A 25,581-nucleotide genomic window follows, 5' to 3' on the forward strand; every position below is an offset into this window, starting at 1 on the left:
ACTCCGGGGGCCGCCGCCATGCTCAGGTATCTGCCGTTCCTGCTGGTCCTGGCGCTGTGGATCTACGCCTTCATCGACTGCCTCAACACCCCCGAGAACGAGGTGCGCGGCCTGCCGAAGCTGGCGTGGGTGTTCGTCATCCTGCTCTTCGGCGAGGTCCTGGTGGGCCCGGTGGCCTGGCTGGTCGCGGGGCGCCCCCGCGCCCGTACCCGCCCGGCGCCGCGGCGGTGGGTGGCGCCGGACGACAACCCGGAGTTCCTCCGCTCGCTCCGGCCGGACGAGGACGGCCCCAAGGGCTGAGGACGGCTCCGAGGGCTGTGGACGGCCCCAAGGGCTAGCGTCCCTTCCCGTACTCCTCGCGCAGCTCCCGCCAGCGCTCCAGGGTCCACGCGGACCAGTCCGCGGGCTGCCCGGCGAGGGCCTGCAGCAGGTACTCGAAGTGGTGGTGCCAGCCGGCCAGGCAGTCCAGGCGTACGTCCTCCGGCCCGGCCAGCTCGTTGGTGAAGTGCAGCAGCGTCCCGCCGACGCCCAGCGGCCCGGGCTCCAGCTCGAAGCGGACCCGCCCGTGGACGTCCACGGTGTACTCCACCACCCTCTTGGGCTCCCAGGCCGTCACCCGCCCCGGGGCGACCGTGGCATGGCCCCGGGCGTCCTTGTTCTGCCACCGCAGCGTGATCGCCCCGCCCTCCCGCTGCTCGAACGGATCGGCGACGGCCAGCCAGGTGGGCAGCCCGTCGGGCGTGGCGATGGCGTCCCACACCTCGTCGACGGGGTACGGGATCGACAGCTCGTAGCGCAGGGCGTGGACGTCGCCCTGGGACTCGGACGCGCCGTAGGGGGAGGGGATCTCCATGGGTCCACGTCTAGCACGACGGCCCGCCTCCCGCGCGCTGGAAGCGGCGGGAGGCGGGCCGTCGCACGGCACGGTGAGACGCGTCAGACGCCCGCGTACGAGTGCTTGCCGCTCAGCAGGATGTTCACGCCGTAGTAGTTGAAGAGGTAGCAGGCGAAGGCCAGCAGGGCCAGGTAGGCGGCCTTGCGGCCCTTCCAGCCGGCGGTGGCGCGGGCGTGGAGGTAGCAGGCGTAGGCGACCCAGGTGATGAAGGACCAGACCTCCTTGGGGTCCCAGCCCCAGTAGCGGCCCCAGGCGGCCTCGGCCCAGATCGCGCCCGCGATGATCGTGAACGTCCACAGCGGGAAGACGGTCGCGTTGATGCGGTAGGCGAACTTGTCGAGCGTGGCGGCCGAGGGCAGGCGGGAGAGGACGTTGCCCCAGGCGCCGTCCGCGTCCTTGCCCGCCGCGAGCTTGGCCTCGTAGGAGTCGCGGAAGAGGTAGAAGAGCGTGGAGCACGCGCCCACCCACAGCGCCGCGCCGGAGATGATGGCGCAGGAGACGTGGATCCACAGCCAGTAGGAGTGGAGCGCGGGCACGAGCTGGTCGCTGCTGGTGTAGAGGACCGAGACGGCCAGGCCTAGGTCGAGCAGGATCGACGTGGTCAGCGGCAGGCCCAGCCAGCGGACGTTCTTCTTCGCGGCGAGCAGGCCGAGGTAGACGGCCACGGCGGTCATGCCGAAGGTCGTGGAGAACTCGTACATGTTGCCCCACGGCGCCCGCTGCACGGACAGCGCGCGGGTGAGGACGCCGCCCGCGTGGAGCGCGAAGGCCAGCACGGTCAGCGAGACGGCGATGCGGCCGTACAGGTCGCCCTTCTCGCTGCCGCCGGCCGCGCCGGGGCCGTCGGGCACGTCACGGCTGCCGGGGGCGGCGCGGGTGACGACCTCGGGGCGCTCCAGGACGGCCGTGCCGCCGCCCTGCTTCTTGACCGTGACGGTCACGGACGACGAGCGGGCCGCCTCCGTGGTGAGCGCGGCGGCGGTGCGGGCGACGGTGCTGCGGCTGCCGAAGACCCACTCGGTGATGTGCGCGAGGAAGGCCAGGGTGTAGACGGCCATGGCCGAATAGATCAGCACATTGCTGATATTGGCCAGGTTCTCGTTGGTTGCGGCGGCGAGATTCACGCGCGCGCTCCTTCGGACGGTTCGGCGGGGTCGGAGGCGGCTTCGTCCGCTTCGACGGCTTCGACGGCCTCGGCCGTGGCGGTGCCGGTGGCGGTCGCCGCGGCGGGCGGGGCGTCGGGCTGGAGGGCGGCGGCGAGGGAGGCGAGCTCCTCGGGCAGCCGGGCGGACTCGCTGCGGGCGAGGCCGGCCAGCTCCACGACCGTACGGCCGTCGGCGCCGGCCGTGGCCCGCACCCAGACGCGGCGGCGCTGGATGAACAGCGAGCCGGCCAGGCCCAGCAGCGCGGCGACGGCACCGCTCAGGGCGAGCTCGTTGCCGGGCTTCTGGGAGACCTGGAAGGTGGCCCACTCCTTGATGGCGTCGAAGTGCAGCGAGCCGCCGTCGGGGAGCGTCATGGTGTCGCCGACCTTGAGCAGCTTGGCGAAGGGCGAGCCGTCCTTCTCCGTGAACTGCTTCATCTTGGTGACGTCGAGCTGGTAGACGTTCTGCGGCATGCCGGAGTCGGTGCCGAGGCTGCCGTGGTAGGCGGTGAGGACGAGGGCGGGGTTGTCCAGGGCCGGGAACTGGGACGCCATCATCCCGGTCTTCAGGTCCAGCGTCGGCACGAAGTTGCCCTTGAAGCCGATCTGGGTCTTCTCGCCGTCCTTGTCCCGGTAGTCGCCGACCTTGGCGACGGCGGTCTCGGTGACGTTGCTGTCCAGCGGCAGCGCGGACATCGGGCCCCGGAAGGCGATGTTCCCCCGGCCGTCCTTGACGGTCACCATCGGAGCGTAGCCGTGGCCGATGAGGTAGACCTTCGAGCCGCCCGTCTCCAGCGGCTCGTTCACCTTGATGGTGGCCTCGCGGGCCGGGCCGTCGGCGCCCTCGTAGTAGGTGATGTGGGCGGCGTAGTCGCGCGGGGTGCCCTTCTGGGGGCCGGTGCGCTCGTAGCTCCCGGAGAAGCTGTTCAGGTAGAAGCTGAACTTGTCGAGGTCGTCCGGGCGGAAGAGGGAGCCGGACTTGAAGTCGTCGTACTGGGTGAGGGTGTTCGAGAAGCCGTCGCCCTCGACGACGAGCTTGCCGCCCTCGGACTTCCACAGCTGGCCGGAGGCGAAGGCCACCAGCAGGGCGATCAGGGAGACGTGGAAGAGGAGGTTGCCGGCCTCGCGCAGATAGCCCTTCTCGGCGCCGACGGAGCCCTCGCTCCGCTCGACGCGGAAGCGGCGGCGCCGCAGGAGCTTCTCGGCCGCCGCGACGACCTGCTCGGGCTTCGCGTCCGTGTGCCAGGTGGCGTGGGCGGGCAGCCGGGTGAGGTTGCGGGGGGCGGCCGGCGGGCGGCCGCGCAGCTGGCCGACGAACTGCCAGGTGCGCGGGACGATGCAGCCGATCAGCGAGATGAACAGCAGGATGTAGATCGCGGAGAACCACACCGAGCTGTAGACGTGGAAGAGCCCGAGCTTGTCGTAGACGGACGCCAGGGTCTCGTGGTCGGCCTTCCACTGCTCGGCCTTGAGCGCGTCGACGCTGGTCTGCGGGACGAGCGAGCCGGGGATGGTGGCCAGGGAGAGCAGGAAGAGCAGGATCAGCGCGACCCGCATCGAGGTCAGCTGCCGCCAGACCCAGCGCACCCAGCCGGTGATCTCGCGGGCGGTCCAGGCGAGCGCGCCGAGAAGGCCGGCCTTGCGGACGCCGCCGAAGGAGCCGGGTACGGCCTGGCCGTCACCGGCCCGGTCCTCGGCGGGGGCCGTGGAGAGGTCCGATGCCGCCGCGTCGTCCGCCGCGGCGGTATCGGTCTCCGCGGTATCCGTTTCGGCGGTGTCGGTGGAGTCGTTGGTCTTGGCCATTGATCAGATCCCGGGGGTGTAGCGCGACGACCACGTCTGAAGGTCCTGGACCATGCTGTCCCACAATCCTGTGACCAGGAGCAGGCCGACGACGACGAGCATGCCGCCGCCGACGCGCATGACCCACGCGTAGTGCTTCTTGACCCAGCCGAAGGCGCCGAGCGCGCGCCGGAAGGCGATCGCGGCGAGGACGAACGGCAGGCCCAGGCCGGCGCAGTAGGCGACCATCAGCAGGGCGCCTCGGCCCGCGCTGGCCTCGTTGAAGGAAAGTGACTGCACGGCGGCGAGCGTCGGGCCGATGCACGGGGTCCAGCCCACGCCGAAGAGCACGCCGAGCAGGGGTGCCCCGGCCAGGCCCATCGTGGGCCGGCGGTGGAAGCGGAACTCGCGCTGGCCGAAGAGGTTGAACAACCCCATGAAGCCCAGGCCGAGCACGATCGTCAGGACGCCGAGCACCGTGGTGATCGTGCTCTTGTACTCCTGCAGCGTCTGCCCGAAGAAGCCGAACAGCGCGCCGCCGGAGACGAAGACCGCCGTGAAGCCCAGGACGAACAGCGAGGAGCCGGCGACCATCCGGCCGCGCTTGGTCTCTGCCAGGTCCGCGCCGCCGACGCCGGTGACGTACGACAGATAGCCGGGCACGAGCGGCAGGACGCAGGGGGAGAAGAAGGAGACGAGGCCGCCCAGCATGGCCACGGGCAGGGCCAGCAGCAGGGCGCCGGTCAGGACGGTCTGGTTGGTGTCGCTCGCCGCGGCGAGGGCGGTGATCGCGTGCGCGGCCGTGGGGGTCCCGGTGGTCACGGGGTCACTTCTCCGCGACCAGCGGGTCGAGGGTGTCGCGCAGCTCGTCCTCGCCCAGCGCCTTGATCGCGCGGGCGGCGATCTTCCCGTCCCGGTCGATGAAGACCGTGGAGGGGATCGACTGGGGGTTGAGGCTGCCCTTGGGGAAGCGCAGCAGGAGCTTGCCGGCGGAGTCGTAGAGGCTCGGGTAGGGAACCTTGAACTCCTTCTCGAAGGCGAGCGCGGGAGCCGGGTCGGGGTCGCGGGTGTCGAGGCCGACGAACTCCACGCCCTTGTCCTTGTAGGCGTTGGCGGCCTGCACCAGGTACTTGGCCTCGGCGCGGCACGGCGAGCACCAGGAGCCCCAGACGTTAAGGACGACGATCTTGCCCTTGTGGTCCTTGGCGACGTCGAGGTCCTTGCCGTCGAGCGTCTTGCCGGAGAGGTCCGGGGCGCTCTGCCGGCTCGCGCGGTCCTTGACCACGTCGACGCCGCCGGTGCCCTGGACGAACTGGGTCTGCCCCCCGCCGCCCGAGCTGCCGCCGGAGCCGCAGGCGCTGAGCGTCAGCGCCGCCGTGATGGCGACGACAGCGGCCGGCACGGGGAGACGACGGCGGGAAAGTGGGCGTCGAAAGGCGCGGCGGGCACTCATGTGAAAAGTTTCGCATGGGCGGTTTAGGGATCTTCCGCACCCCCCTCGGAGTCGTCGTGCCCCTTGTTGCCCGCGGGAGCCGTGGGAACGTCGCCGCCCTTGGGCCCGACGGGCACCTCTCCGGCCTTCGGCCCGACAGGCGCCTCGCCACGCGGTGCGGGGGTGTCGCCCCGGTTCCACGGCCTGCTCGTGCTGCCGCCGCCCGCCCTGGAGTGCCACTTCTCGCCCACGTCGAGCCGGCGCAGTTGCGCGAGGACCGCCGGGCTCTGCACGTCGAGCCAGTCGACGAACTGCCGGAAGGACACGAGCCGGACGTCCTTGCGCTTGTCGTCGGCCATGTATTTGAACGCCTCCTCGACGGCGTCCATGTAGATCCCGCCGTTCCACTCCTCGAAGTGGTTGCCCACGAAGAACGGCGCCCGGTTCGTCTCGTACGCCCGGTCGAAACCGGCGATGTACGACTCGATGGCCTGCCGGCGCCAGCCCGCGTAGTGGGCGGGCACGCCGCGCGTCGTGTTCTTCGACTGGTTGGCGAGGATGTTGTAGTCCATGGACAGGACCTCGAAGGAGTGCCCCGGGAAGGGCATCTGCTGCAGCGGCAGGTCCCACAGGCCCTGCTTCTTGCGGGGCCACACCTGCTCCCCGCCCGAGGAGCTCGCGTCGTAGCGCCAGCCCAGCCGCCGGGCGGTGGGCAGCAGGCCCTCCTGGTTCAGCAGACAGGGGGTGCGGCCGCCGATGAGCTCCTTGCGGTAGTCGAAGGGCAGCGGCTCGAGATCGGTGAAGCCGGTGTGGGTGCGCCAGCGGGTGACGAAGGAGACGGCCTGCTCGATCTCCGACTCCCAGTCCTCGGGCGTCCAGTGCGCCACCGAGCCGTGACCCGAACAGAAGTGCCCGTTGAAGTGGGTGCCGATCTCGTGGCCCTCCAGCCACGCGGCGCGGATGTTCTTCAGCGTCGCCCGGATGTGCTCGTCGGAGAGGTAGCCGATGTCGGAGGCGCCGGGCGAGTTGTTCGGCGGCTCGTACATCCGCTGCTTGGACTCCGGCAGGAGGTAGATGCCGGAGAGGAAGAACGTCATCCGGGCGCCGTGGTCCCGGGCGAGCTTGCGGAAGCGGGGGAAGAGACCGTTGCCGACCTCGCCCGCCCCGTCCCACGAGAAGATCACGAACTGGGGCGGCTTCTCCCCCGGCTCCAGCGGCACCGGCTTCGGCGGCTGATTGGGCTGTGAACCGGTGTCGGCGGTGGAGCCGTCGCCGATCAGTTTCGCCTTGGCCTTCGCCTCCACGCTCGCCCGCGCCTTGGGCCGGCCGGCCGTGCCGGTGGTGCCGGACGGCCCGTCGGAGCAGCCTGCCATCGCGCCCAGCGCGGTGGCCGTGCCCAGGCTCACGCCCAGTCCGAGCAGGCTGCGTCGGCTCAACTCGCGCATGTCGGCTCCGTCCGTGCTCGCGGCCCCATACCATACGCCGTCCATATAAATGGACATTAGGGGTGACGGCACGGTGGATTACGACGCTTGCGCTGTTTTCCCGTTCCTAACGGTGCATTCGGGCACAAACGACGGCGCGGGTGCGCCGGAGCATGAGCCCCGGCGCACCCGCGCCACCCCGCTATACGTCCGAACTCAGGCGCCGAACGCCTTCGACCCGCCCTTGACCGGCTTCGCCCCGGCCAGCAGGTGCTTCGGCACCAGATCCCGCGCCGGCTCGGAGTACCCCACCGAGACGATCTTGTCGCCGCGGTAGGTGAACGTCGTCAGGCTCGCCAGCGTGCACTGCCGCTTCCGCGGGTCGTGCCACAGCCGGCGCCGCTCCACGAAGCTCCGCACGATCCAGATCGGCAGCTGATGGCTGACCAGCACGGCCTCATGACCGCGCGCCGCGTCCTTCGCCGCGTCCAGCGCGCCCATCATCCGCACCACCTGCTCGATATACGGCTCGCCCCACGACGGACGGAACGGATTCGTCAGGTGCTTCCAGTTCTCCGGCTTGCGCAGCGCGCCGTCACCCACGCCGAAGGTCTTGCCCTCGAAGACGTTCGCCGCCTCGATCAGCCGCTCGTCCGTCGCCAGGTCCAGACCGTGCGCCTTCGCGATCGGCGTCGCCGTCTCCTGCGCCCGCTCCAGCGGCGACGCGACCACATACGTCACGTCCCGCTCCGCCAGGTGCTCCGCCACCCTGTCCGCCATCCGGTGCCCCAGCTCCGACAGGTGGTACCCCGCACGGCGCCCGTAGAGCACGCCCTCCGGGTTGTGCACCTCGCCGTGCCGCATCAGATGGACGACCGTGATGTCAGCCTTGCCGCTCACTTGCCCTCCTCCGTCGCCTCGGCCGCCGCGCGCGCCGCCGCCGGCAGCGCCGCCGCGACCCGCTCGATCGCCGCCGCGTCGTGCGCCGTCGAGACGAACCACGACTCGAACGCCGACGGCGGCAGGTACACACCCTGCGACAGCATCGAATGGAAGAAGGCGTTGAAACGGAACGCCTCCTGAGTCTTCGCCTCGGCGTAGTTCGTCACCGCGTCCTCGGTGAAGAACACCGAGAACATGTTGCTCGCCGTCTGCAGCCGGTGCGCCACACCCGCCTTCGTCAGCGACTCCGTCACCAGAGAGCCGATCTCCGCCGCGACCGCGTCCACCCGCTCGTACGCCGCGTCGTCCAGCAGCCGCAGCTGCGCCAGGCCCGCGGCCGTGGCCACCGGGTTACCGGAGAGGGTGCCCGCCTGGTACACCGGGCCCGCCGGCGCCAGGTACGCCATCACATCGGCGCGACCGCCGAAGGCCGCCGCCGGGAAGCCGCCGCCCATGACCTTGCCGAAGGTCATCAGGTCCGGCTCGACGCCGTCGACGCCGAACCAGCCCGCCCGGCTCGTCCGGAAGCCCGTCATGACCTCGTCGGAGATGTACAGCGCGCCGTTCTCGGCACAGGCCGCCTTCAGGCCCGCGTTGAAGCCCGGCAGCGGCGGGACCACGCCCATGTTGCCCGGCGACGCCTCCGTGATCACACAGGCGATCTCGCCCGGGTGCGCCCGGAAGGCCTCGCGCACGGCCTCCAGGTCGTTGTACGGCAGCACGATCGTCTCGCCGGCCTGCGCGCCGGTCACGCCCGGGGTGTCCGGCAGCCCGAAGGTCGCCACCCCGGAACCCGCCGCGGCCAGCAGCGCGTCCACGTGGCCGTGGTAGCAGCCGGCGAACTTGACGACCTTGGCCCGGCCCGTGAAGCCGCGCGCCAGCCGGATGGCCGACATCGTCGCCTCGGTGCCCGAGGACACCAGCCGCACCTGCTCGACCGGCGCGATCCGCGCGACGATCTCCTCCGCCAGCGCGACCTCGCCCTCACCGGGCGTGCCGAAGGACGTACCCCGCGCCACGGCCTCCTGCACCTTGGCGATCACCTCGGGGTGGGAGTGGCCGAGAATCATCGGCCCCCACGAACACACGAGGTCCACATATTCCCGGCCATCCGCATCGGTCAGATACGGACCGGTGCCGGAGACCATGAACCGGGGCGTACCGCCCACGGCGCGGAACGCGCGCACCGGAGAGTTCACGCCACCGGGCGTCACGACCGACGCACGGTCGAAGAGCGTCTGCGAGACTGGGGCCGTGTATGGGTAGCTCATGCTAGCCATGGTCTCAGAGCCCCCCGCCGACTCGTGCCCGGGCGTTTCGCACGCCGTCTACGGGGGAGGTCTCTGAGACGATGATCGGGTTGCGCGGCGGGGGCTGTGCTGCCTCAATGTGCGGTCGGGCAATGTGCGGTCGGGTGGAGATATGCATCGCGGTGGCGGACTGGGCGAAGGCACGGACGACCTGGGCCCCGAGCGAGCCGAGCGCGCCAACAAGGGGCGGCACCGGCGCCGGGAAGAACGACGCGACGAACGGCGCGAAGAGCGACACGAAGAGAACGGTGCGAGCAGGAGTGGCCGGGTGGGGGTGACCTACAAGTACTTCGGGGCCCCGAACGGCGCGACCGCCGCCCGCGTCCCCATCTCCATGCGCCCCGAGGAGCTCGGCGGTGACGAGCTGGGCATGGGCGGAATGTTCACCAGGATCAAGCCGGAGACCGTGGCCGCCATGGTTCTCACCGGCATCGAGGGCATACCCCTGCACAAGGTCCCCCCGCTCGAACTGGTCGTTCTCCACCCCGACTACGCGGTCGTCAAGCTCCCCATGACCGTCGTCGACCCGCTGCGCGGAATTGGCGAGGAATCGGTGGGCGCGGCGGCCTTCATCTGGTCCACGGTCCCCGACCGCGGCGGCCCGCGCGACGCCTTCGAGGTCTACCAACTGCTCCACGAATGGCAGGACTTCTCCCACCGCCTGCACGAGGCCGGCCACCAGCCGTACTGCCTGGTCTGGCCGTAGCACCCCGGAACGTCCGTAGCCGCGCATACCCTGACATCCATGCTCAATCTCCGCTCCGCCGCCCTGTTCGTCCTCGCCGCCCTCCTGGAGATCGGCGGGGCCTGGCTCGTCTGGCAGGGCGTCCGCGAGCACAGGGGGTGGGCCTGGATCGGCGCCGGGATCGCCGCCCTGGGCGCGTACGGCTTCGTCGCCACGCTCCAGCCGGACGCCCACTTCGGCCGGATCCTCGCCGCGTACGGGGGCGTGTTCGTCGCCGGCTCGCTGGCCTGGGGCATGGTCGCCGACGGCTACCGCCCCGACCGCTACGACGTCATCGGCGCCCTGGTCTGCCTCGCCGGCGTCGCGGTGATCATGTACGCCCCCCGGGGCCGCTGACCGGCCGGGCGCGGGCCCCTATGCTGCGGATAGACCCCAGCAGCCCCGGCCGTCCCAGGAGGCCCACCATGAGCACCCGCACCGCAGTCATCACCGGCGCGAGCAGCGGCATCGGCGCCGCCACCGCCCGCCGGCTGGCCTCCGACGGCTACCGCGTCGTGCTCACCGCCCGCCGCGAGGACCGCCTGACCGCCCTCGCCGAGGAGCTGACCGCGGCGGGCCACGAGGCGCTCGTCCACGTCCTCGACGTCACCGACCGCGCCGCCGTCGACGCCTTCGCCCGCACCCTGGACCGCGTCGACGTCCTCGTCAACAACGCCGGCGGCGCCATCGGCACCGAGACCGTCGCCACCGCCGACCCCGCGGACTGGCGCACGATGTACGAGACGAACGTCCTGGGAACCCTCAACACCACCCAGGCCCTCCTCCCCCGCCTCGTCGAGGCCGAGGGCACGATCATCATCCTCTCCTCCACGGCGGGCCTCGCCACCTACGAGGGCGGCGGCGGCTACGTGGCCGCCAAGCACGGCGCCCACGTCATCGCCGAGACCCTCCGCCTGGAGCTGTGCGGGCAGCCCGTGCGCGTCATCGAGATCGCCCCCGGCATGGTCAAGACGGACGAGTTCGCCCTCACCCGCTTCCGCGGCGACAAGGACCGCGCCGAATCCGTCTACACGGGCGTCGCCGAACCCCTCACCGCCGACGACATCGCCGACACCATCGGCTGGACCGTCTCCCGCCCCGCCCACGTCAACATCGACCTCCTCGTCGTCCGCCCCCGCGCCCAGGCGTCCAACTACAAGGTCCACCGCGAGGGGTGACCCCGACGGGGCCACGGCCCACTAGCGTCGTACGCACAGCCGCCCGCCCCCGGGCGGCCCGTACGAAAGCAGGAGGCAGCCCATGCGTGTCACCGCCTTCGACCACCTCGTCCTCAACGTCTCCGACGTCGAGCGCTCCCTGGCCTTCTACACCGGCCCCCTGGGCCTGGAACCGGTCCGCGCCGACGAATGGCGCGCGGGCGAGGCACCCTTCCCCTCCGTCCGCGTCTCCCCCACGACGATCATCGACCTGGTCGCCCGCGAACGCGGGGAGTCCTCGAACGTCGACCACATCTGCCTGGTCGTCGACCCCGTCGACTGGCAGGAGGTCATCGCCTCCAACACCTTCACCGTCGTCGACGGCCCCGGCCCCCGCTTCGGGGCCCGGGGCGTCGCCGAGTCGATCTACGTCCTGGACCCGGACGGCAACACGATCGAGCTGCGCTGGTACCCACAGGACGGGGGGCGGGGCGCGTGAGGCGCTCCGAGCGCGTAAGCGGAAGCAGCGCGTTTACGCGCGTTGCGCGCTCGCTAGTTCGAGTGACGCTCTGTCGTTTCGAATATCGGAGCGGCAGAGGCGGCCGACGATCGGGGCATGACCTTCATGGACCTCGAGGATCCGCGGTACGCGTACATGTTCGGCTTCCTACAGGCGGACGGGCACATGCACTCGAGCACTCGACAAAGGGGGCAGCTCACCGTCGAGATCAGCCACCGTGACATCGACATACTCCGTGCCTTCCAGGAGCTGTGCCCGTACAAGAGCACGATCAGAGAACGCACCCGGGCGACCAACTTCTCGGAGAGCCACCGATCGGCGATCTGGACCGTACACGCGCTGGAGGCCAGAAACCGCCTCGTAGAACTCGGGATCCCCTACGGGAAGAAGTCCACGAGAATCACGCCGCCGCGTGTTCCGTTCTCCCGGCGGGACTACCTCCGAGGAATCATCGACGCCGACGGCGCCGTGGGTTTCACAGCCCAGGGACTCCCCTTCATCAGCCTCGCCACGACCAGCACCGCGATCGCCACCTATCTGTGCCGCTACACCAAGCTGGCACTTGGCATCCCGAAAACGACCAGCCGGAACGCGCGTGACCGCGCGTACAACATCATGTACATGCGGGAGCTGGGAGTGGCGGTGACGGATCACTTGTACTACCCGGGGAGCCTGGCCCTGGAGCGCAAGCGCTCGGCTGCCGCCGAAGTGAGCGCCTGGGTCCGCCCGGCAGATATGTCCCTACCCCGGCCGCGCCGCAGCTGGACACAGCTGGAGGACCGCCTCCTGCTCGACGCGCCTACCATCACAGAAGCAGCCGAGAAACTCGGCAGGTCAGAGCAGTCCTGCAACCTCCGGCGCTGGCGCCTGCGCAAGAAACAACAGGCCCAGGCCGAATAGCCGGATCAAGGGGGCGGGCGCCCGACGCCCGCCCCCTTTCGCTTGTCAGCCCTTTACGCAGACGATCTGCTTGAGCTTGGCCACGACCTCGACGAGATCCCGCTGCTGCTCCATGACCTGCTCGATGGGCTTGTAGGCGGCCGGGATCTCGTCGACCACACCACGGTCCTTGCGGCACTCCACGCCCCGCGTCTGCTCCGCCAGGTCCTGCTCGGAGAAGCGCTTCTTCGCCTGGTTGCGGCTCATCCGCCGGCCGGCGCCGTGGGAGGCGGAGTTGAACGACGCCTCGTTGCCCAGACCGCGCACGATGTACGAGCCGGTGCCCATCGAGCCCGGGATGATGCCGTACTCGCCGCCGCCCGCGCGGATCGCGCCCTTGCGGGTGACCAGCAGATCGACGCCCTCGTAGGTCTCCTCCGCCACATAGTTGTGGTGACAGGAGATGACCGGCTCGAACATCGGCTTGGCCTTCTTGAACTCCTTGCGGACCACGTCCTGGAAGAGGGCCATCATGATCTCGCGGTTGTGCCGCGCGTACTCCTGCGCCCAGAACAGGTCGTGCCGGTAGGCCGCCATCTGCGGGGTGTCGGCGATGAAGACCGCCAGGTCACGGTCGACCAGGTTCTGGTTGTGCGAGAGCTTCCGCGCCTCGCCGATGTGGTACTCGGCCAGCTCCTTGCCGATGTTCCGAGAGCCGGAGTGAAGCATCAACCAGACCGAACCTGTCCCATCGAGACAGAACTCCACAAAATGATTTCCGGATCCGAGCGTTCCCATCTGCTTCACTGCCCGACCCTGACGGAATTTGACCGCTTCCGCGACCCCGTCGAACCGCCCCCAGAAGTCGTCCCACCCGGCCGTCGGCAGCCCGTGCAGCCGGCGCGGGTCCACCGGGTCGTCGTGCATGGCGAAGCCGACCGGGATGGCCTCCTCGATCTTCGACCGCAGCCGGGACAGATCGCCCGGGAGGTCGTTGGCGGTCAGCGACGTCTTCACCGCCGACATGCCGCAGCCGATGTCGACGCCCACCGCCGCCGGGCACACCGCACCCCGCATGGCGATCACCGAACCGACCGTCGCGCCCTTGCCGAAGTGGACGTCGGGCATCACGGCGAGGCCCTCGATCCACGGAAGTGTGGAGACGTTCCGCAGCTGCTGCATGGCGACGGGCTCGACCGTGGCCGGGTCGGCCCACATACGGATCGGTACCCGGGCGCCGGGCACCTCGGTGTACGTCATAACTACCTCATTCCCCCGAAAAGCGTGGATAACGCAAAAGCCGGACCTCTCATCTCATCCACGACAGCGGGACGGCGGGCGCGGCAGCGCTTGCGGTACACATTGTGTCCAGTCGCCACCCAGCGGCGACAACCGGTTTTCCGGTGGACGCGGGCGAGATTTTCGGTGAGAGGAGCCACGGACAGTGCAGCGAAGGGCATACGCACCGGCAGCCGCACTGGCCTCGGCGGCGGTGTTGTCGACGGTGCTCACCGGGTGCGGCGGAGGGTCCGGGTCCGGTGGCGGGGGCCAGGACCCCAAGCCGGGACAGGCCGGATCGTCGACGGCCGCGGCCGAGCCCGGGAAGTACCACAGCCTCCCCGAGCCATGCGGCTACGTCAGCCGGGACACGCTGCGGCGGATGCTGCCCGGCGTGGGCGACGGCGACGAGGAGGAGGCCAAGCGGCTCCTCCAGGGCCAGGCGGCGATCACCTATGACACCGACCGCCGCGTGGGCTGCCGCTGGAAGCTGGAGACCCCCAACGGCACCCGCCACCTCTCCGTCGACTTCGAGCGCGTGGTCTCGTACCAGCCGGGGATGAGCGACGAGAACCGGGCCAAGCAGCTCTACCAGCGCCAGGCCACCGCCGCGCACATCCCCAACGCCACCCCCTCCCCCACGACGTCCGCGAGCCCCGGCGGCACCCCGTCCCCGAGCGCCCGCACCGCCGACCCCGGCCCCGGGCCGCAGCTGGCGGACGCCACCGTCGCGCCGATGACCCCGTCGGCCGTCCCGTCCGCCGACCCCAAACTGGCCCCGCGCGTCCTCGACGACCTCGGCGACGACGCCTTCGTCGACGACAAGCTCGCCACGACGGGCTCGGGGGTGCACCGCGATGTGAAGGTCGTCTTCCGCGCCTCGAACGTGCTGGTCACCATCGCCTACGACCAGTGGACGACGGACGCCCTCCACATCCCCAGCAGCCAGGACCTCCAGGGCAAGGCCCATGGCCTCGCCCGTGAACTCGACGCGGGCCACTTCGGGAACTGACACAGGCAGTGGGGGCGCGTTTCGGCGTGGCAGCCGCGTGCGGGCCGCGTACCGTGCCCGTAGGCAAGCCCCCGAGCCCCCGCACCGCCCCGCCCCCGCGTCACCGACCCGAATGAGCGAAGGACCCATGCACCGACCCACAGCCCCGCGACTCGCCCGAATCCTCGCCTGCGCCGCAGTACCGGTGATGCTCGTCGCCACCGGCTGCTCGGACTCCGACTCGGGGTCCAAGAAGAAGGAGTCGGGCAAGCCCTCCGCCCCGGCCACCCCGAGCTCCGCCGCCCCCTCGGTCAAGGCCGCGACGTTCGGCAAGCTGCCGGAGGTGTGCAAGACGCTCTCCGAGAAGACCATCGACAAGCTGGTGCCCAAGGCGGAGAAGAAGGAGGGCAAGGCCCTCCCGTCGAGCGACACCAACGACTCGGCGAGCTGCTTCTGGAGCGGCCTGAACGACGAGGACGTCAAGGACCTCCAGTTCCGCACGCTGACCGTCTCCCTCAAGCGCTTCGCCTCCGACCCGACGCTGGGCACCGGCGAGAAGCGCGCGCAGGACTTCGTGGCGAAGCAGACCTCGGTGGCCACCACCGCGGACGGCGCCAAGGACGCGAAGACGGACAAGGCGTCGGGCATCGGCGACGAGGCCAACGTGGTGGGCACGACCACGAAGAAGGACGACAACGACCACAAGAACGAGACCGTGGTGGCCCGCACGGCGAATGTCGTGATCACGGTCAAGTACAGCGGCGCGGGGCTCCAGGGCGCGAAGACGCCGGACGCCGACGCGCTGAAGAACGACGCCCAGGACGCGACGAAGGAAGTCGTGACGGCGGTCGCCGCGGCGAACAAGTAGCGGCAACGCGAAAAGGGGCCCCGGCCCGGTGACCTGAACGTCACCGGGCCGGGGCCCCTTCCCGTATGGGTGTTACGCCGCCAGCAGCTTGCGCACCCGGTCCGCCCCGACCGCGAGCAGCAGCGTGGGCAGGCGCGGGCCGGTGTCGCGGCCGACGAGGAGCTGGTAGAGCAGGGCGAAGAACTCGCGCTGCGCGACCTTGAGCTCCGGGGTGGGCTTGGCGTCGGGCTCCAGGCCCGCGAGGACCTTGGGCACGCCGTAGACCAGCGTGGTCAGGCCGTCCAGGGACCAGTGCTCGTCCAGGCCCTCGAGGAGCAGGCGCAGCGAGGCGCGGGACTGCTCGTCGAGCGTGGCGAGGGTCTCGTGGTCGGGCTCGACGCGCACGACGGTGCGGGACTCGGCGGGGACCTGGTTGTTGATCCAGTGCTCGGCCTTGTCGAGGCGCGGCCGGGTCTCGTCCAGCGAGGTGACCGGGTTCTCGGGGTCGAGGTCGCTGAGGATGCGCAGGGTCTGCTCGTCGTGGCCGGCGGTGATGTCGACGACCGAGGCCAGCGTGCGGTAGGGCAGCGGGCGCGGGGTGGCGGGCAGGTCACCGGCGGCGGTGCGGACGGCGCGGCTGTGGGCGGCGGCGTCGGCGGGCAGGGCGGTGCCGTCGGCGACCTTGCCGCAGAGCTTGTCCCACTCGTCGTAGAGCCGCTGGATCTCCTGGTCGAAGGCGATCTTGAAGGACTGGTTGGGCCGGCGGCGGGCGTAGAGCCAGCGCAGCAGCGGGGCCTCCATGATCTGGAGGGCGTCGCCGGGGGTGGGGACGCCGCCCTTGGAGGAGGACATCTTGGCCATGCCGCTGATGCCGACGAAGGCGTACATGGGGCCGATGGGCTGCTCGCCGCCGAAGATCGGGCCGACGATCTGGCCGCCGACCTGGAAGGACGAGCCGGGCGAGGAGTGGTCGACGCCGGAGGGCTCGAAGATCACGCCTTCGTGGGCCCAGCGCATGGGCCAGTCGACCTTCCAGACCAGCTTGCCGTGGTCGAACTCCTTGAGGAGGACGGTCTCGGCGTGGCCGCAGGCGCAGGTGTAGGCGAGCTCGGTGGTCTCGTCGTCGTACGCCGTGACGGTGGTGAGGTCCTTGTTGCAGACGGTGCAGTACGGCTTGTACGGGAAGTAGCCCGCGCCGCCGGCGCTGCCGTCGTCCTCGGTCGCGGCGCCGGAGCCCTCGGCGGCCTCGAGCTCGGCCTCCTCGACGGGCTTCTGCTGCTTCTTGACCGCGTTGGCCGGCTTGGCCTTGGTGCGGTACTGGTCGAGGATCGCGTCGATGTCGCCGCGGTGCTTCATCGCGTGGAGGATCTGCTCGCGGTAGGCACCGGCGGTGTACTGCTCGGTCTGGCTGATGCCGCGGTACTCGATGCCCAGCTCGTCCAGGGCCTCGATCATGGCGGCCTTGAAGTGCTCGGCCCAGCTGCCGTAGGGGCTGCCGGGGGGCGCCGGGACGGCGGTGAGCGGCTTGCCGATGTGCTCGGCCCAGGACGGGTCGATGCCGGCGGGGACCTTGCGGTAGCGGTCGTAGTCGTCCCACGAGAGGACGTGGACGCACTCGTGGCCGCGGCGGCGGATCTCGTCGGCGACCAGGTGCGGGGTCATGACCTCGCGGAGGTTGCCCAGGTGGATCGGGCCGGAGGGCGACAGGCCGGAGGCGACGACGATGGGTTTGCCGGGGGCGCGGCGCTCACCTTCGGCGATGACCTCGTCGGCGAAACGGGAGACCCAGTCGGCCTCGGTGCTCTGAGCCTGAGCCACGGCACTTCCTTCCTTACGGTCCTGGCATGACCATTGTCCCAGACGACCAGGGTGGCGCTCGGGTTGCCCGACCGCGAGCGAATTCCGTGGGGCTCTGTGATAGGCGCGTGGGATACTCGGGGGGTTCGAAATGCCGCCTACCGGAATGGCTCCCATCCCATGGCTTCGGTTCCCTCGCTCGCTTCCACGCTCCACCAGCGCATCACGGACGCCCTCTCGGCCGCTCTGCCGGAGGCCGGTGTCGTCGATCCGCTGCTGCGACGAAGCGACCGGGCGGACTTCCAGGCCAACGGCATGCTGGCGCTGGCGAAGAAGCTCAAGGGGAACCCGCGGGAGCTGGCGACGAAGGTCGTCGAGGGGCTGCCCACGGGTGACGTGATCCAGGACGTCGAGGTCTCCGGGCCGGGCTTCCTCAACATCACGGTGGCCGACGCGGCGATCACGCGGACGCTGGCGGCCCGTGCGGCGGACGACCGGCTGGGGGTGCCGTTCGCGAAGGCGGCGGGCACGACGGTCATCGACTGGGCCCAGCCGAACGTGGCGAAGGAGATGCACGTCGGTCACCTGCGTTCCGCGGTGATCGGCGACGCGACCGTGAAGATCCTGGAGTTCACGGGCGAGAAGGTGATCAGCCGCCATCACATCGGTGACTGGGGCACCCAGTTCGGCATGCTCATCCAGTATCTGATCGAGCACCCGCACGAGCTGGACCACAAGGACGGCGCTTCCGGTGAGGAGGCGATGTCCAACCTGAACCGGCTGTACAAGGCGGCGCGGGCGCTGTTCGACGCGGACGCGGAGTTCAAGGAGCGGGCCCGCCGCCGGGTGGTGGATCTGCAGGCCGGGGACGAGGAGACGCTCGCCCTGTGGCAGAGGTTCGTGGACGAGTCGAAGATCTACTTCTACTCGGTCTTCGACAAGCTCGACATGGAGATCCACGACGAGAACGTCGTCGGCGAGTCGGGTTACAACGACATGCTGGCGGAGACGTGCCGGCTGCTGGAGGAGTCGGGCGTCGCGGTCCGTTCGGAGGGAGCGCTGTGCGTGTTCTTCGAGGACGTGAAGGGCCCGGACGGCAACCCGGTGCCGCTGATCGTGCAGAAGTCGGACGGCGGTTACGGCTACGCGGCCACCGACCTGTCCGCGATCCGCGACCGGGTGCAGAACCTGAAGGCGAACACCCTGCTGTACGTGGTGGACGCCCGGCAGGCGCTGCACTTCAAGATGGTCTTCGAGACGGCCCGCCGGATCGGCTGGCTGAACGAGGACGTCCACGCGGTGCAGCTGGCGTTCGGCACGGTCCTGGGCAAGGACGGCAAGCCGTTCAAGACCCGTGAGGGCGAGACGGTCCGCCTGGTGGACCTGCTGGACGAGGCGGTCTCCCGGGCGACGGACGTGGTGCGCGAGAAGGCCGAGAAGGTGGGCCTGAGCGAGCAGGAGATCGTCGAGAACGGCCGCCAGGTGGGCATCGGCGCCGTGAAGTACGCGGACCTGTCGACGTCGGCGGCGCGCGACTACAAGTTCGACCTGGACCAGATGGTGTCCCTCAACGGCGACACGTCGGTCTACCTCCAGTACGCGTACGCCCGTATCCGGTCGATCCTGCGCCGGGCGGGCGAGGCGAAGCCCGTCGCTCACCCGGAGCTGGCGCTGGCTCCGGCGGAGCGGGCGCTGGGGCTGCACCTGGACCAGTTCGGAGAGACGCTGCACGAGGTCGCCGGGTCGTACGAGCCGCACAAGCTGGCCGGGTACCTCTACCAGCTGGCCTCGCTGTACACGACGTTCTACGACCAGTGCCAGGTGCTGAGCGACCAGAACGCGCCGGAGCTCGTGGAGAACCGGCTGTTCCTCTGCGACCTGACGGCCCGTACGCTCCACCAGGGCATGGCGCTGCTCGGTATCCGGACGCCCGAGCGCCTCTGAGGCATCATCCGGCCCCGAGCTCGAACCAGATGAGCTTGCCGACCAGCCCCTGGGGCTGGTCGCGCAGGGCGAAGCCGCCCCAGCTGTCGGCGCACCACTGCACCAGGCCCAGCCCGCGGCCCTGTTCGGCGCTGTTCTCGGCGTCGGGCAGGGTGACGCCGTCGAGGGCGGGAAGGCGGGGGTTGGTGTCCCAGACGGCGACTCTGACGCGGTCGCCCTCGCGTTTGACGCGTACGGAGGCGGGTCCGTCGGAGTAGCGGTAGGCGTTGGTGACCAGCTCCGAGGTGAGGAGCTCGGCGGTATCGGCGAGTTCCAGGAAGCCGTGTTCCTCGAAGATGGTGCGCAGGGTGCGGCGCGCGATGCACGGCGCCATGGGGTCCGAGGGGACCTGAAGCGTGTACTCCCAGTCGTCCGTGAGTTCGGGGTCATGGCTCATGCACGCCTCCGGGGGATGAGCGCCGCGATAAGCGCCGGGGTAAGCGACCTGACACACACGGTAGTCATGGTCGGATCGTGTACGCCGCGCCTCCGTCATTTCGCCAAGACTCGACCTGTGTGGGTGACGATCGTGAACTATGCGCCTCCTCTCGCGTGAGCTGCGCAAACGCGAGGCAAAGGCGAGGGGTTCGCAGGCCGGGCACGACGATGGCGGCGTTCCGGGGCCTCATCGGCCGGGGAACGCCGCCATCGCGCTGTGTGACGGGCTGGGTGTCGGGGGCGGCTAGAGCTGCCGCGCGACCTCCGTCGCCCAGTAGGTGAGGATCATGTTGGCGCCGGCGCGCTTGATGCCCGTGAGGGTCTCCATGATGGCGCGGTCGCGGTCGATCCAGCCGTTGGCGGCGGCGGCCTCGACCATCGCGTACTCGCCGGAGATCTGGTAGGCGGCGACGGGCACGTCCACGGACTCGGCGACCTTGGCGAGGACGTCGAGGTAGGGCAGGGCGGGCTTGACCATGACCATGTCGGCGCCCTCGGCGAGGTCAAGCTCGAGCTCGCGCATCGACTCGCGGAGGTTGGCCGGGTCCTGCTGGTACGTCTTGCGGTCGCCCTGCAGCGAGGAGCCGACGGCCTCGCGGAACGGGCCGTAGAACGCGGAGGCGTACTTGGCGGTGTAGGCGAGGATCGACACGTCCTCGTGGCCGGTCTGGTCGAGGGCGTCACGGATGACGCCGACCTGGCCGTCCATCATTCCGCTGGGGCCCACGACGTGGACGCCGGCGTCGGCCTGGACCTGGGCCATCTCGGCGTAGCGCTCGAGGGTGGCGTCGTTGTCGACGCGGCCGTCGGCGTCGAGGACGCCGCAGTGGCCGTGGTCGGTGTACTCGTCCAGGCAGAGGTCGGACATGATGACGAGCTCGTCGCCGACCTCGGCCTTCACATCGCGGATGGCGACCTGGAGGATGCCGTCGGGGTCGGTGCCGGCGGTGCCGAGCGCGTCCTTCTTGGCCTCCTCGGGGACGCCGAAGAGCATGATCCCGGCGACGCCCGCCTCCAGCGCCTCGACGGCGGCCTTGCGGAGGGTGTCACGGGTGTGCTGGACGACCCCGGGCATGGCCGAGATCGGCACCGGTTCGGCCGCGCCCTCCCGCACGAAGGCGGGAAGGATCAGGTCGGACGGGTGCAGCCGGTACTCCGCGACCATCCGGCGCATGGCCGGGGTGGTGCGGAGCCGCCGGGGCCGGGACCCCGGGAACGTGCCGTACGTGGTGCTCAACTCCGTGCCCTTCTGCGCGATCCGGGCCGCCGCTCGCTCGGGCGGGTGACCGGGTCGCCGGCCTCCAGGGCCGTGTCGCGCCGGGCCGCGCCGAACTCCGCGAGCGCCTCGGCCAGCTTGTGCACCGAGGGCTCGGGCGACAGCACGTCCACCCGCAGGCCGTGTTCCTCCGCGGTCTTCGCGGTGGCGGGGCCGATGCAGGCGATGACGGTGACATTGTGCGGCTTGCCGGCGATGCCGACGAGGTTCCGCACGGTGGAGGACGAGGTGAACAGCACGGCGTCGAAGCCGCCGCCCTTGATCGCCTCGCGGGTCTCGGCCGGCGGCGGCGAGGCGCGCACGGTCCGGTAGGCCGTGACGTCGTCGACCTCCCAGCCCAGCTCGATCAGGCCGGCCACCAGGGTCTCGGTGGCGATGTCGGCGCGGGGGAGGAAGACGCGGTCGATCGGGTCGAAGACCGGGTCGTAGGGCGGCCAGTCCTCGAGCAGACCGGCGGCGGACTGCTCACCGCTGGGGACGAGGTCGGGCTTCACACCGAACTCGATCAGCGACTTCGCGGTCTGCTCGCCGACGGCGGCGACCTTGATGCCGGCGAAGGCGCGGGCGTCGAGGCCGTACTCCTCGAACTTCTCGCGGACGGCCTTGACGGCGTTGACGGAGGTGAAGGCGATCCACTCGTAGCGGCCGGTGACCAGGCCCTTGACCGCGCGCTCCATCTGTTGCGGGGTGCGCGGGGGCTCCACCGCGATGGTGGGGACCTCGCTGGGCACGGCGCCGTAGGAGCGCAGCTGGTCGGAGAGCGAGGCGGCCTGCTCCTTGGTGCGCGGGACGAGCACGTTCCAGCCGAAGAGCGGCTTGGACTCGAACCACGACAGCCGCTCGCGCTGCTCGGCAGCGCTGCGCTCGCCGACCACGGCTATGACGGGCTGGGCGCCGTCGGCGGTCGGCAGCACCTTGGCGGCCTTCAGCGTCTGCTGGAGGGTGCCGAGGGTGGCCGTCCAGGTGCGCTGGCGGGTGGTGGTGCCGGCGACGGTGACGGTCAGCGGGGTGTCGGCCTTGCGGCCGGCGGCCACGAGCTCGCCCGCGGTGGCGACGACCGAGTCGAGGGTGGTGGAGACCACCGCCGTCACCTCGCTCGCGCCGACCTCGGCCCAGCAGGTGGCGGAGGCGGTGCGGGCGTCGACGAAGCGGACGTCTCCGCCGCGGCCGTCGCGCAGCGGCACGCCGGCGTAGGCGGGCACGCCGACGGCGGTGGCGACGCCGGGCACGACCTCGAAGGTGATGCCCTCGTTGGCGCAGGCCAGCATCTCCTCGGCGGCGTCGCCGTCGAGGCCGGGGTCGCCGAGCACCGCACGGACGACCCGCTTGCCGCCGCGCGCGGCCGTCATGACAAGATTGGCGGTGTCCCTGAGAACGGAGACGTCAGCGGTTTTTGACGCCTCGTCGGTCACCGTCTGGACAGGCATGTCCACGGTGCTGCGGGCGTGCGTACGCACCACGTCGAGCACCTGCGGATCGGCGATCAGGACGTCCGCGGCCGCCAGCGCCTCCACGGCACGGAGCGTCAGCAGGCCCGGGTCTCCGGGGCCGGCACCGAGGAAGGTGACGTGCCCGTGCGCGGGGTGGTTCGGGGCGGTGGGGTTCAAAGTGCTCGCTCCCCCATAAGACCGGCCGCACCCTTGTCGAGCATCTCGGCGGCGAGAGCGCGGCCGAGGGCAAGGGCGTCCTGGTGGGACGCGGGTACGGGACCGGTGGTGGACAGCTGCACCAGCGTGGAGCCGTCGGTCGTGCCGACGACGCCGCGCAGGCGCATTTCGGTGACAGCCCCCTCGTCGCCCCGGAAGTCGGCGAGCGCACCCACGGGTGCGCTGCATCCGGCTTCCAGCGCGGCGAGCAGGGACCGCTCGGCGGTGACGGCGAGCCGCGTGTGCGGATCGTCGAGCTCGGCGAGCGTGGCGGCGAGCGGTGCGTTGGTCACGGCGCACTCGATCGCCAGGGCCCCCTGGCCGGGGGCGGGCAAAACGGTGTCGGGCGAGAGGAACTGGGTCGCCTCGCCGATCCGGCCGATCCGGTTGAGCCCGGCGGCGGCCAGTACGACGGCGTCGAGATCGCCGTTGGTGACGAAGCCGACGCGGGTGTCGATGTTCCCACGGATCGGCACGGTCTCGATCCGGCGGCCCAGCGCGCGGGCCCAGGCGTTGAGCTGGGCCATGCGGCGCGGGGAGCCGGTGCCGATCCTCGAGCCCTCGGGGAGGGTCTCGAAGGTCAGGCCGTCGCGGGCGACCAGCACGTCGCGCGGGTCCTCGCGGAGCGGGATCGCGGCGAGGGCCAGGTCGTCGGGCTGGCTGGTCGGCAGGTCCTTGAGAGAGTGGACGGCGAAGTCGATCTCGCCCGCGAGCAGCGCGTCGCGCAGCGCGGAGACGAAGACGCCGGTGCCGCCGATCTGGGCGAGGGCCTCGCGCGAGACGTCACCGTAGGTGGTGATCTCGACGAGCTCGACCGGGCGGCCGGTGAGCCGTCGTACGGACTCGGCCACCATCCCGGACTGGGCCATGGCCAGCTTGCTGCGCCGGGTGCCCAGTCGCAGGGGCGCCGTGGCGTTGGTGTCGTTCATGCCGACTCCCGTGCTGTGGTGGGGCGACCGTGTTGCGGGTCCGCCTTGCTGACGGCGGCGACCGCTTGCGGGTCGAGGTCGAAGAGCTCCCGCAGGGCGTCGGCGTAGCCCGCGCCGCCGGGGGTCGAGGCGAGTTCCTTGACCCGCACGGTGGGTGCGTGGAGGAGCTTGTCGACGACGCGGCGCACGGTCTGGGTGATCTCCGCGCGCTGCTTGTCGTCCAGGTCGGGCAGCCGGCCGTTGAGCCGGGCCATCTCCCCGGTCACGACGTCGGCGGCCATGGTGCGCAGGGCCACCACGGTGGGCGTGATGTGCGCGGCGCGCTGGGCGGCGCCGAAGGCGGCGACCTCGTCGGAGACGATGGTGCGCACCTGGTCGACGTCGGCGGCCATGGGGGCGTCGGCGGAGGCCTCGGCCAGGGTCTCGATGTCGACGAGCGCGGCGCCGTCGAGGCGGTGGGCGGCGGCGTCGATGTCGCGCGGCATGGCGAGGTCGAGGAGGGCCAGGCCCGCGCCGTCGCGGGCGGCGAGGGCGGCCTGAATGACGTCGGCCGTCAGGACCAGGCCCGTGGCGCCCGTGCAGGAGACGACGATGTCGGCGAGTGCCAGCTCGGCCGGGACGGCGGTCATCTCCACCGCCGTCGCCGTGACGGCGCCGGGGGCGCCCGGCTCGGTGAGGATCCGGGCGAGCCGCTCGGCGCGCTCCAGCGTGCGGTTGGCGACGGCCACGTGGGCGACGCCCGCGCGCGCGAGCGTCGCGGCCGAGAGCGAGGACATGGAGCCCGCGCCGATGACGAGGGCGCGCTTGCCGTCGGCCCAGTCGGCGACGGGGGTGCCGTCGGCGAGCTGTTCCAGGCCGAAGGTCACGAGCGACTGGCCGGCCTTGTCGATGCCGGTCTCGCTGTGGGCGCGCTTGCCGACCCGCAGGGCCTGCTGGAACAGGTCGTTCAGCAGCCGGCCGGCGGTGTGGAGCTCCTGGCCGAGGGCGAGGGCGTCCTTGATCTGGCCGAGGATCTGGCCCTCGCCGACGACCATGGAGTCGAGCCCGCACGCCACCGAGAAGAGGTGGTGGACGGCCCGGTCCTCGTAGTGCACATAGAGATACGGAGTGAGCTCGTCCAGGCTGACGCCCGAGTGCCGGGCGAGGAGCGTGGACAGCTCGGCCACGCCGGCGTGGAACTTGTCCACGTCGGCGTAGAGCTCGATGCGGTTGCAGGTGGCCAGCACCGCCGCCTCGGTGGCGGGCTCGGCGGCCAGCGCGTCGTGCGCGAGCCGGGCCTGCGTCTCGCGCGCGAGCGCGGCGCGCTCGAGCACGCTCACCGGCGCGCTGCGGTGGCTGAGGCCGACGACCAGGAGACTCATGCCGGCATCACGGCGGGGACATCCCCCTCCGGTCCCTTCCCGCCGCCCGCGGCGGGGGCCGACGCGCGCGCCGGCGTGCCGGGGCGGGCGGCCGCGGCGGCCGCCGGGCCGCTCTCCTCGCCGGCCTTGCGCTGCTCGTGGAAGGCGAGGATCTGCAGCTCGATGGAGAGGTCGACCTTGCGCACGTCCACGCCGTCGGGCACGGACAGCACGGTCGGCGCGAAGTTGAGGATCGAGGTGATCCCGGCGGCGACGAGCCGGTCGCAGACCTGCTGGGCGGCGCCGGCCGGGGTCGCGATGACGCCGATGGAGACGCCGTTGTCGCGGATGATCGACTCGAGTTCGTCGGTGTGCCGCACGGGCAGCCCGGCGACCGGCTTGCCGGCCATCGCGGGGTCGGCGTCGATCAGGGCCGCGACGCGGAAGCCGCGGGAGGCGAAGCCGCCGTAGTTGGCGAGGGCCGCGCCGAGGTTTCCGATGCCGACGATGACGACCGGCCAGTCCTGGGTGAGGCCGAGCTCGCGGGAGATCTGGTAGACGAGGTACTCCACGTCGTAGCCCACGCCGCGGGTGCCGTACGAGCCGAGGTAGCTGAAGTCCTTGCGCAGCTTGGCGGAGTTCACGCCCGCCGCGGCGGCCAGCTCCTCGGAGGAGACCGTGGGGACCGAGCGCTCGGAGAGCGCGGTCAGCGCGCGCAGATACAGCGGTAGCCGGGCGACGGTGGCCTCGGGGATCCCTCGGCTTCGGGTCGCCGGTCGGTGAGTTCGGCCAGTTGCCACGGTGCTCCTGCGGGTAGAGCGGGGCTGCGGGCAGCGCCTTGTCCCAG

At 71.0% G+C, this 25,581-nt stretch carries 26 protein-coding genes; 9 read left to right on the forward strand and 17 right to left on the reverse strand.

The genetic code is table 11. The annotated features are described in order from the left end of the window. Nucleotides 1–18: 18 nt before the first annotated feature. Nucleotides 19–300 carry a PLD nuclease N-terminal domain-containing protein gene (locus EKH77_RS14540; RefSeq protein WP_126914806.1) on the forward strand — a complete coding sequence of 94 codons (282 nt, stop codon included), beginning with the start codon at nucleotides 19–21 and terminating at the stop codon, nucleotides 298–300. A gap of 34 nt (nucleotides 301–334) precedes the next feature. On the opposite strand, the gene EKH77_RS14545 is transcribed toward EKH77_RS14540, so the two are convergent. The 9 genes from EKH77_RS14545 to EKH77_RS33785 all read right to left on the reverse strand — a co-directional run bounded on the left by EKH77_RS14545 (nucleotide 335) and on the right by EKH77_RS33785 (nucleotide 9,167). Further along, nucleotides 335–853: an SRPBCC domain-containing protein gene (locus EKH77_RS14545; RefSeq protein ID WP_126914807.1), complete on the reverse strand. Its 519-nt coding sequence runs from the start codon at nucleotides 851–853 to the stop codon at nucleotides 335–337. 83 nt (nucleotides 854–936) lie between these two features. Beyond that, on the reverse strand, nucleotides 937–2,019 hold the full coding sequence (gene ccsB / locus EKH77_RS14550; RefSeq protein WP_126914808.1) for a c-type cytochrome biogenesis protein CcsB: 1,083 nt from the start codon (nucleotides 2,017–2,019) through the stop codon (nucleotides 937–939). Next, on the reverse strand, nucleotides 2,016–3,842 hold the full coding sequence (resB, locus tag EKH77_RS14555; protein ID WP_126914809.1) for a cytochrome c biogenesis protein ResB: 1,827 nt from the start codon (nucleotides 3,840–3,842) through the stop codon (nucleotides 2,016–2,018). The genes ccsB and resB overlap by 4 nt, the downstream gene beginning before the upstream one ends. Before the next feature lie 3 nt (nucleotides 3,843–3,845). Further along, nucleotides 3,846–4,610, reverse strand: a complete 765-nt coding sequence (locus EKH77_RS14560; RefSeq protein WP_126918069.1) for a cytochrome c biogenesis CcdA family protein — start codon at nucleotides 4,608–4,610, stop codon at nucleotides 3,846–3,848. Nucleotides 4,611–4,647: 37 nt separating this feature from the next. Beyond that, nucleotides 4,648–5,274 carry a TlpA family protein disulfide reductase gene (locus EKH77_RS14565; RefSeq protein WP_126914810.1) on the reverse strand — a complete coding sequence of 209 codons (627 nt, stop codon included), beginning with the start codon at nucleotides 5,272–5,274 and terminating at the stop codon, nucleotides 4,648–4,650. Between the two features lie 23 nt (nucleotides 5,275–5,297). Further along, nucleotides 5,298–6,698: a hypothetical protein gene (locus EKH77_RS14570; protein ID WP_240667355.1), complete on the reverse strand. Its 1,401-nt coding sequence runs from the start codon at nucleotides 6,696–6,698 to the stop codon at nucleotides 5,298–5,300. Between the two features lie 195 nt (nucleotides 6,699–6,893). Then, complete coding sequence (locus EKH77_RS14575) at nucleotides 6,894–7,541, reverse strand: histidine phosphatase family protein (protein WP_126918070.1); 648 nt, start codon at nucleotides 7,539–7,541, stop codon at nucleotides 6,894–6,896. Nucleotides 7,542–7,573: 32 nt separating this feature from the next. After that, nucleotides 7,574–8,899, reverse strand: coding sequence for a glutamate-1-semialdehyde 2,1-aminomutase (hemL, locus tag EKH77_RS14580; RefSeq protein ID WP_126914811.1), 1,326 nt, complete (start codon nucleotides 8,897–8,899; stop codon nucleotides 7,574–7,576). 4 nt (nucleotides 8,900–8,903) lie between these two features. Beyond that, on the reverse strand, nucleotides 8,904–9,167 hold the full coding sequence (locus EKH77_RS33785; protein ID WP_229820674.1) for a hypothetical protein: 264 nt from the start codon (nucleotides 9,165–9,167) through the stop codon (nucleotides 8,904–8,906). A gap of 30 nt (nucleotides 9,168–9,197) precedes the next feature. On the opposite strand from EKH77_RS33785, the gene EKH77_RS14585 reads away from it, so the two are divergent. The 5 genes from EKH77_RS14585 (at nucleotide 9,198) to EKH77_RS14605 (ending at nucleotide 12,230) form a co-directional block, all read left to right on the forward strand. Continuing rightward, nucleotides 9,198–9,635 (forward strand): hypothetical protein, encoded by a 438-nt coding sequence (locus EKH77_RS14585; protein WP_229347866.1) that lies wholly within the window; start codon nucleotides 9,198–9,200, stop codon nucleotides 9,633–9,635. 39 nt (nucleotides 9,636–9,674) lie between these two features. Continuing rightward, complete coding sequence (locus EKH77_RS14590; protein ID WP_126914813.1) at nucleotides 9,675–10,010, forward strand: YnfA family protein; 336 nt, start codon at nucleotides 9,675–9,677, stop codon at nucleotides 10,008–10,010. A 68-nt stretch (nucleotides 10,011–10,078) separates the two neighbouring features. Then, nucleotides 10,079–10,831: an SDR family NAD(P)-dependent oxidoreductase gene (locus EKH77_RS14595; RefSeq protein WP_126914814.1), complete on the forward strand. Its 753-nt coding sequence runs from the start codon at nucleotides 10,079–10,081 to the stop codon at nucleotides 10,829–10,831. Nucleotides 10,832–10,913: 82 nt separating this feature from the next. Then, on the forward strand, nucleotides 10,914–11,309 hold the full coding sequence (locus EKH77_RS14600) for a VOC family protein (RefSeq protein WP_126914815.1): 396 nt from the start codon (nucleotides 10,914–10,916) through the stop codon (nucleotides 11,307–11,309). Between the two features lie 117 nt (nucleotides 11,310–11,426). Continuing rightward, a complete protein-coding gene (locus EKH77_RS14605) occupies nucleotides 11,427–12,230 on the forward strand; it encodes an LAGLIDADG family homing endonuclease (RefSeq protein WP_126914816.1) in 804 nt (267 codons plus the stop codon). Nucleotides 12,231–12,275: 45 nt separating this feature from the next. Here the strand turns inward: EKH77_RS14605 and EKH77_RS14610 are convergent, their stop codons facing one another. Next, complete coding sequence (locus EKH77_RS14610) at nucleotides 12,276–13,469, reverse strand: RtcB family protein (RefSeq protein WP_126914817.1); 1,194 nt, start codon at nucleotides 13,467–13,469, stop codon at nucleotides 12,276–12,278. 184 nt (nucleotides 13,470–13,653) lie between these two features. On the opposite strand from EKH77_RS14610, the gene EKH77_RS14615 reads away from it, so the two are divergent. After that, complete coding sequence (locus EKH77_RS14615) at nucleotides 13,654–14,499, forward strand: hypothetical protein (protein ID WP_126914818.1); 846 nt, start codon at nucleotides 13,654–13,656, stop codon at nucleotides 14,497–14,499. A 127-nt stretch (nucleotides 14,500–14,626) separates the two neighbouring features. After that, nucleotides 14,627–15,346, forward strand: a complete 720-nt coding sequence (locus EKH77_RS14620; RefSeq protein WP_126914819.1) for a hypothetical protein — start codon at nucleotides 14,627–14,629, stop codon at nucleotides 15,344–15,346. 72 nt (nucleotides 15,347–15,418) lie between these two features. Here the strand turns inward: EKH77_RS14620 and lysS are convergent, their stop codons facing one another. Next, on the reverse strand, nucleotides 15,419–17,143 hold the full coding sequence (lysS, locus tag EKH77_RS14625) for a lysine--tRNA ligase (protein ID WP_126914820.1): 1,725 nt from the start codon (nucleotides 17,141–17,143) through the stop codon (nucleotides 15,419–15,421). A 159-nt stretch (nucleotides 17,144–17,302) separates the two neighbouring features. On the opposite strand from lysS, the gene argS reads away from it, so the two are divergent. Beyond that, complete coding sequence (argS, locus tag EKH77_RS14630) at nucleotides 17,303–19,066, forward strand: arginine--tRNA ligase (protein WP_126914821.1); 1,764 nt, start codon at nucleotides 17,303–17,305, stop codon at nucleotides 19,064–19,066. A gap of 4 nt (nucleotides 19,067–19,070) precedes the next feature. On the opposite strand, the gene EKH77_RS14635 is transcribed toward argS, so the two are convergent. From EKH77_RS14635 to EKH77_RS14660, 6 genes are all read right to left on the reverse strand, one after another. Continuing rightward, nucleotides 19,071–19,502: an ATP-binding protein gene (locus tag EKH77_RS14635; RefSeq protein WP_126914822.1), complete on the reverse strand. Its 432-nt coding sequence runs from the start codon at nucleotides 19,500–19,502 to the stop codon at nucleotides 19,071–19,073. A 285-nt stretch (nucleotides 19,503–19,787) separates the two neighbouring features. Further along, a complete protein-coding gene (gene hemB, locus EKH77_RS14640; protein WP_126914823.1) occupies nucleotides 19,788–20,780 on the reverse strand; it encodes a porphobilinogen synthase in 993 nt (330 codons plus the stop codon). Beyond that, nucleotides 20,777–22,426, reverse strand: a complete 1,650-nt coding sequence (locus EKH77_RS14645; RefSeq protein WP_126914824.1) for a uroporphyrinogen-III synthase — start codon at nucleotides 22,424–22,426, stop codon at nucleotides 20,777–20,779. The genes hemB and EKH77_RS14645 overlap by 4 nt, the downstream gene beginning before the upstream one ends. Continuing rightward, nucleotides 22,423–23,394 carry a hydroxymethylbilane synthase gene (hemC, locus tag EKH77_RS14650; protein ID WP_126914825.1) on the reverse strand — a complete coding sequence of 324 codons (972 nt, stop codon included), beginning with the start codon at nucleotides 23,392–23,394 and terminating at the stop codon, nucleotides 22,423–22,425. The genes EKH77_RS14645 and hemC overlap by 4 nt, the downstream gene beginning before the upstream one ends. Beyond that, nucleotides 23,391–24,755: a glutamyl-tRNA reductase gene (locus EKH77_RS14655; RefSeq protein WP_126914826.1), complete on the reverse strand. Its 1,365-nt coding sequence runs from the start codon at nucleotides 24,753–24,755 to the stop codon at nucleotides 23,391–23,393. Before EKH77_RS14655 ends, hemC begins: the two co-directional genes overlap by 4 nt. Next, nucleotides 24,752–25,534, reverse strand: coding sequence for a redox-sensing transcriptional repressor Rex (locus EKH77_RS14660; protein ID WP_126914827.1), 783 nt, complete (start codon nucleotides 25,532–25,534; stop codon nucleotides 24,752–24,754). The genes EKH77_RS14655 and EKH77_RS14660 overlap by 4 nt, the downstream gene beginning before the upstream one ends. Between the last annotated feature and the right edge of the window lie 47 nt (nucleotides 25,535–25,581).

The organism is Streptomyces luteoverticillatus, assembly GCF_003970715.1.
In the GTDB taxonomy this organism is placed as follows: domain Bacteria; phylum Actinomycetota; class Actinomycetes; order Streptomycetales; family Streptomycetaceae; genus Streptomyces; species Streptomyces abikoensis.

What these genes read in the sequence shown, in the direction of transcription:
- EKH77_RS14540 (WP_126914806.1), top strand. Translation starts at nt 19, where the DNA reads ATGCTCAGGTATCTGCCGTTCCTGCTGGTCCTGGCGCTGTGGATCTAC.
- EKH77_RS14545 (WP_126914807.1), bottom strand. Translation starts at nt 853, where the DNA reads ATGGAGATCCCCTCCCCCTACGGCGCGTCCGAGTCCCAGGGCGACGTC.
- resB (WP_126914809.1), bottom strand. Translation starts at nt 3,842, where the DNA reads ATGGCCAAGACCAACGACTCCACCGACACCGCCGAAACGGATACCGCG.
- EKH77_RS14565 (WP_126914810.1), bottom strand. Translation starts at nt 5,274, where the DNA reads ATGAGTGCCCGCCGCGCCTTTCGACGCCCACTTTCCCGCCGTCGTCTC.
- EKH77_RS14570 (WP_240667355.1), bottom strand. Translation starts at nt 6,698, where the DNA reads ATGCGCGAGTTGAGCCGACGCAGCCTGCTCGGACTGGGCGTGAGCCTG.
- EKH77_RS14575 (WP_126918070.1), bottom strand. Translation starts at nt 7,541, where the DNA reads ATGCGGCACGGCGAGGTGCACAACCCGGAGGGCGTGCTCTACGGGCGC.
- hemL (WP_126914811.1), bottom strand. Translation starts at nt 8,899, where the DNA reads ATGGCTAGCATGAGCTACCCATACACGGCCCCAGTCTCGCAGACGCTC.
- EKH77_RS14590 (WP_126914813.1), top strand. Translation starts at nt 9,675, where the DNA reads ATGCTCAATCTCCGCTCCGCCGCCCTGTTCGTCCTCGCCGCCCTCCTG.
- EKH77_RS14595 (WP_126914814.1), top strand. Translation starts at nt 10,079, where the DNA reads ATGAGCACCCGCACCGCAGTCATCACCGGCGCGAGCAGCGGCATCGGC.
- EKH77_RS14600 (WP_126914815.1), top strand. Translation starts at nt 10,914, where the DNA reads ATGCGTGTCACCGCCTTCGACCACCTCGTCCTCAACGTCTCCGACGTC.
- EKH77_RS14605 (WP_126914816.1), top strand. Translation starts at nt 11,427, where the DNA reads ATGACCTTCATGGACCTCGAGGATCCGCGGTACGCGTACATGTTCGGC.
- EKH77_RS14610 (WP_126914817.1), bottom strand. Translation starts at nt 13,469, where the DNA reads ATGACGTACACCGAGGTGCCCGGCGCCCGGGTACCGATCCGTATGTGG.
- EKH77_RS14620 (WP_126914819.1), top strand. Translation starts at nt 14,627, where the DNA reads ATGCACCGACCCACAGCCCCGCGACTCGCCCGAATCCTCGCCTGCGCC.
- argS (WP_126914821.1), top strand. Translation starts at nt 17,303, where the DNA reads ATGGCTTCGGTTCCCTCGCTCGCTTCCACGCTCCACCAGCGCATCACG.
- EKH77_RS14635 (WP_126914822.1), bottom strand. Translation starts at nt 19,502, where the DNA reads ATGAGCCATGACCCCGAACTCACGGACGACTGGGAGTACACGCTTCAG.
- hemC (WP_126914825.1), bottom strand. Translation starts at nt 23,394, where the DNA reads ATGAACGACACCAACGCCACGGCGCCCCTGCGACTGGGCACCCGGCGC.
- EKH77_RS14655 (WP_126914826.1), bottom strand. Translation starts at nt 24,755, where the DNA reads ATGAGTCTCCTGGTCGTCGGCCTCAGCCACCGCAGCGCGCCGGTGAGC.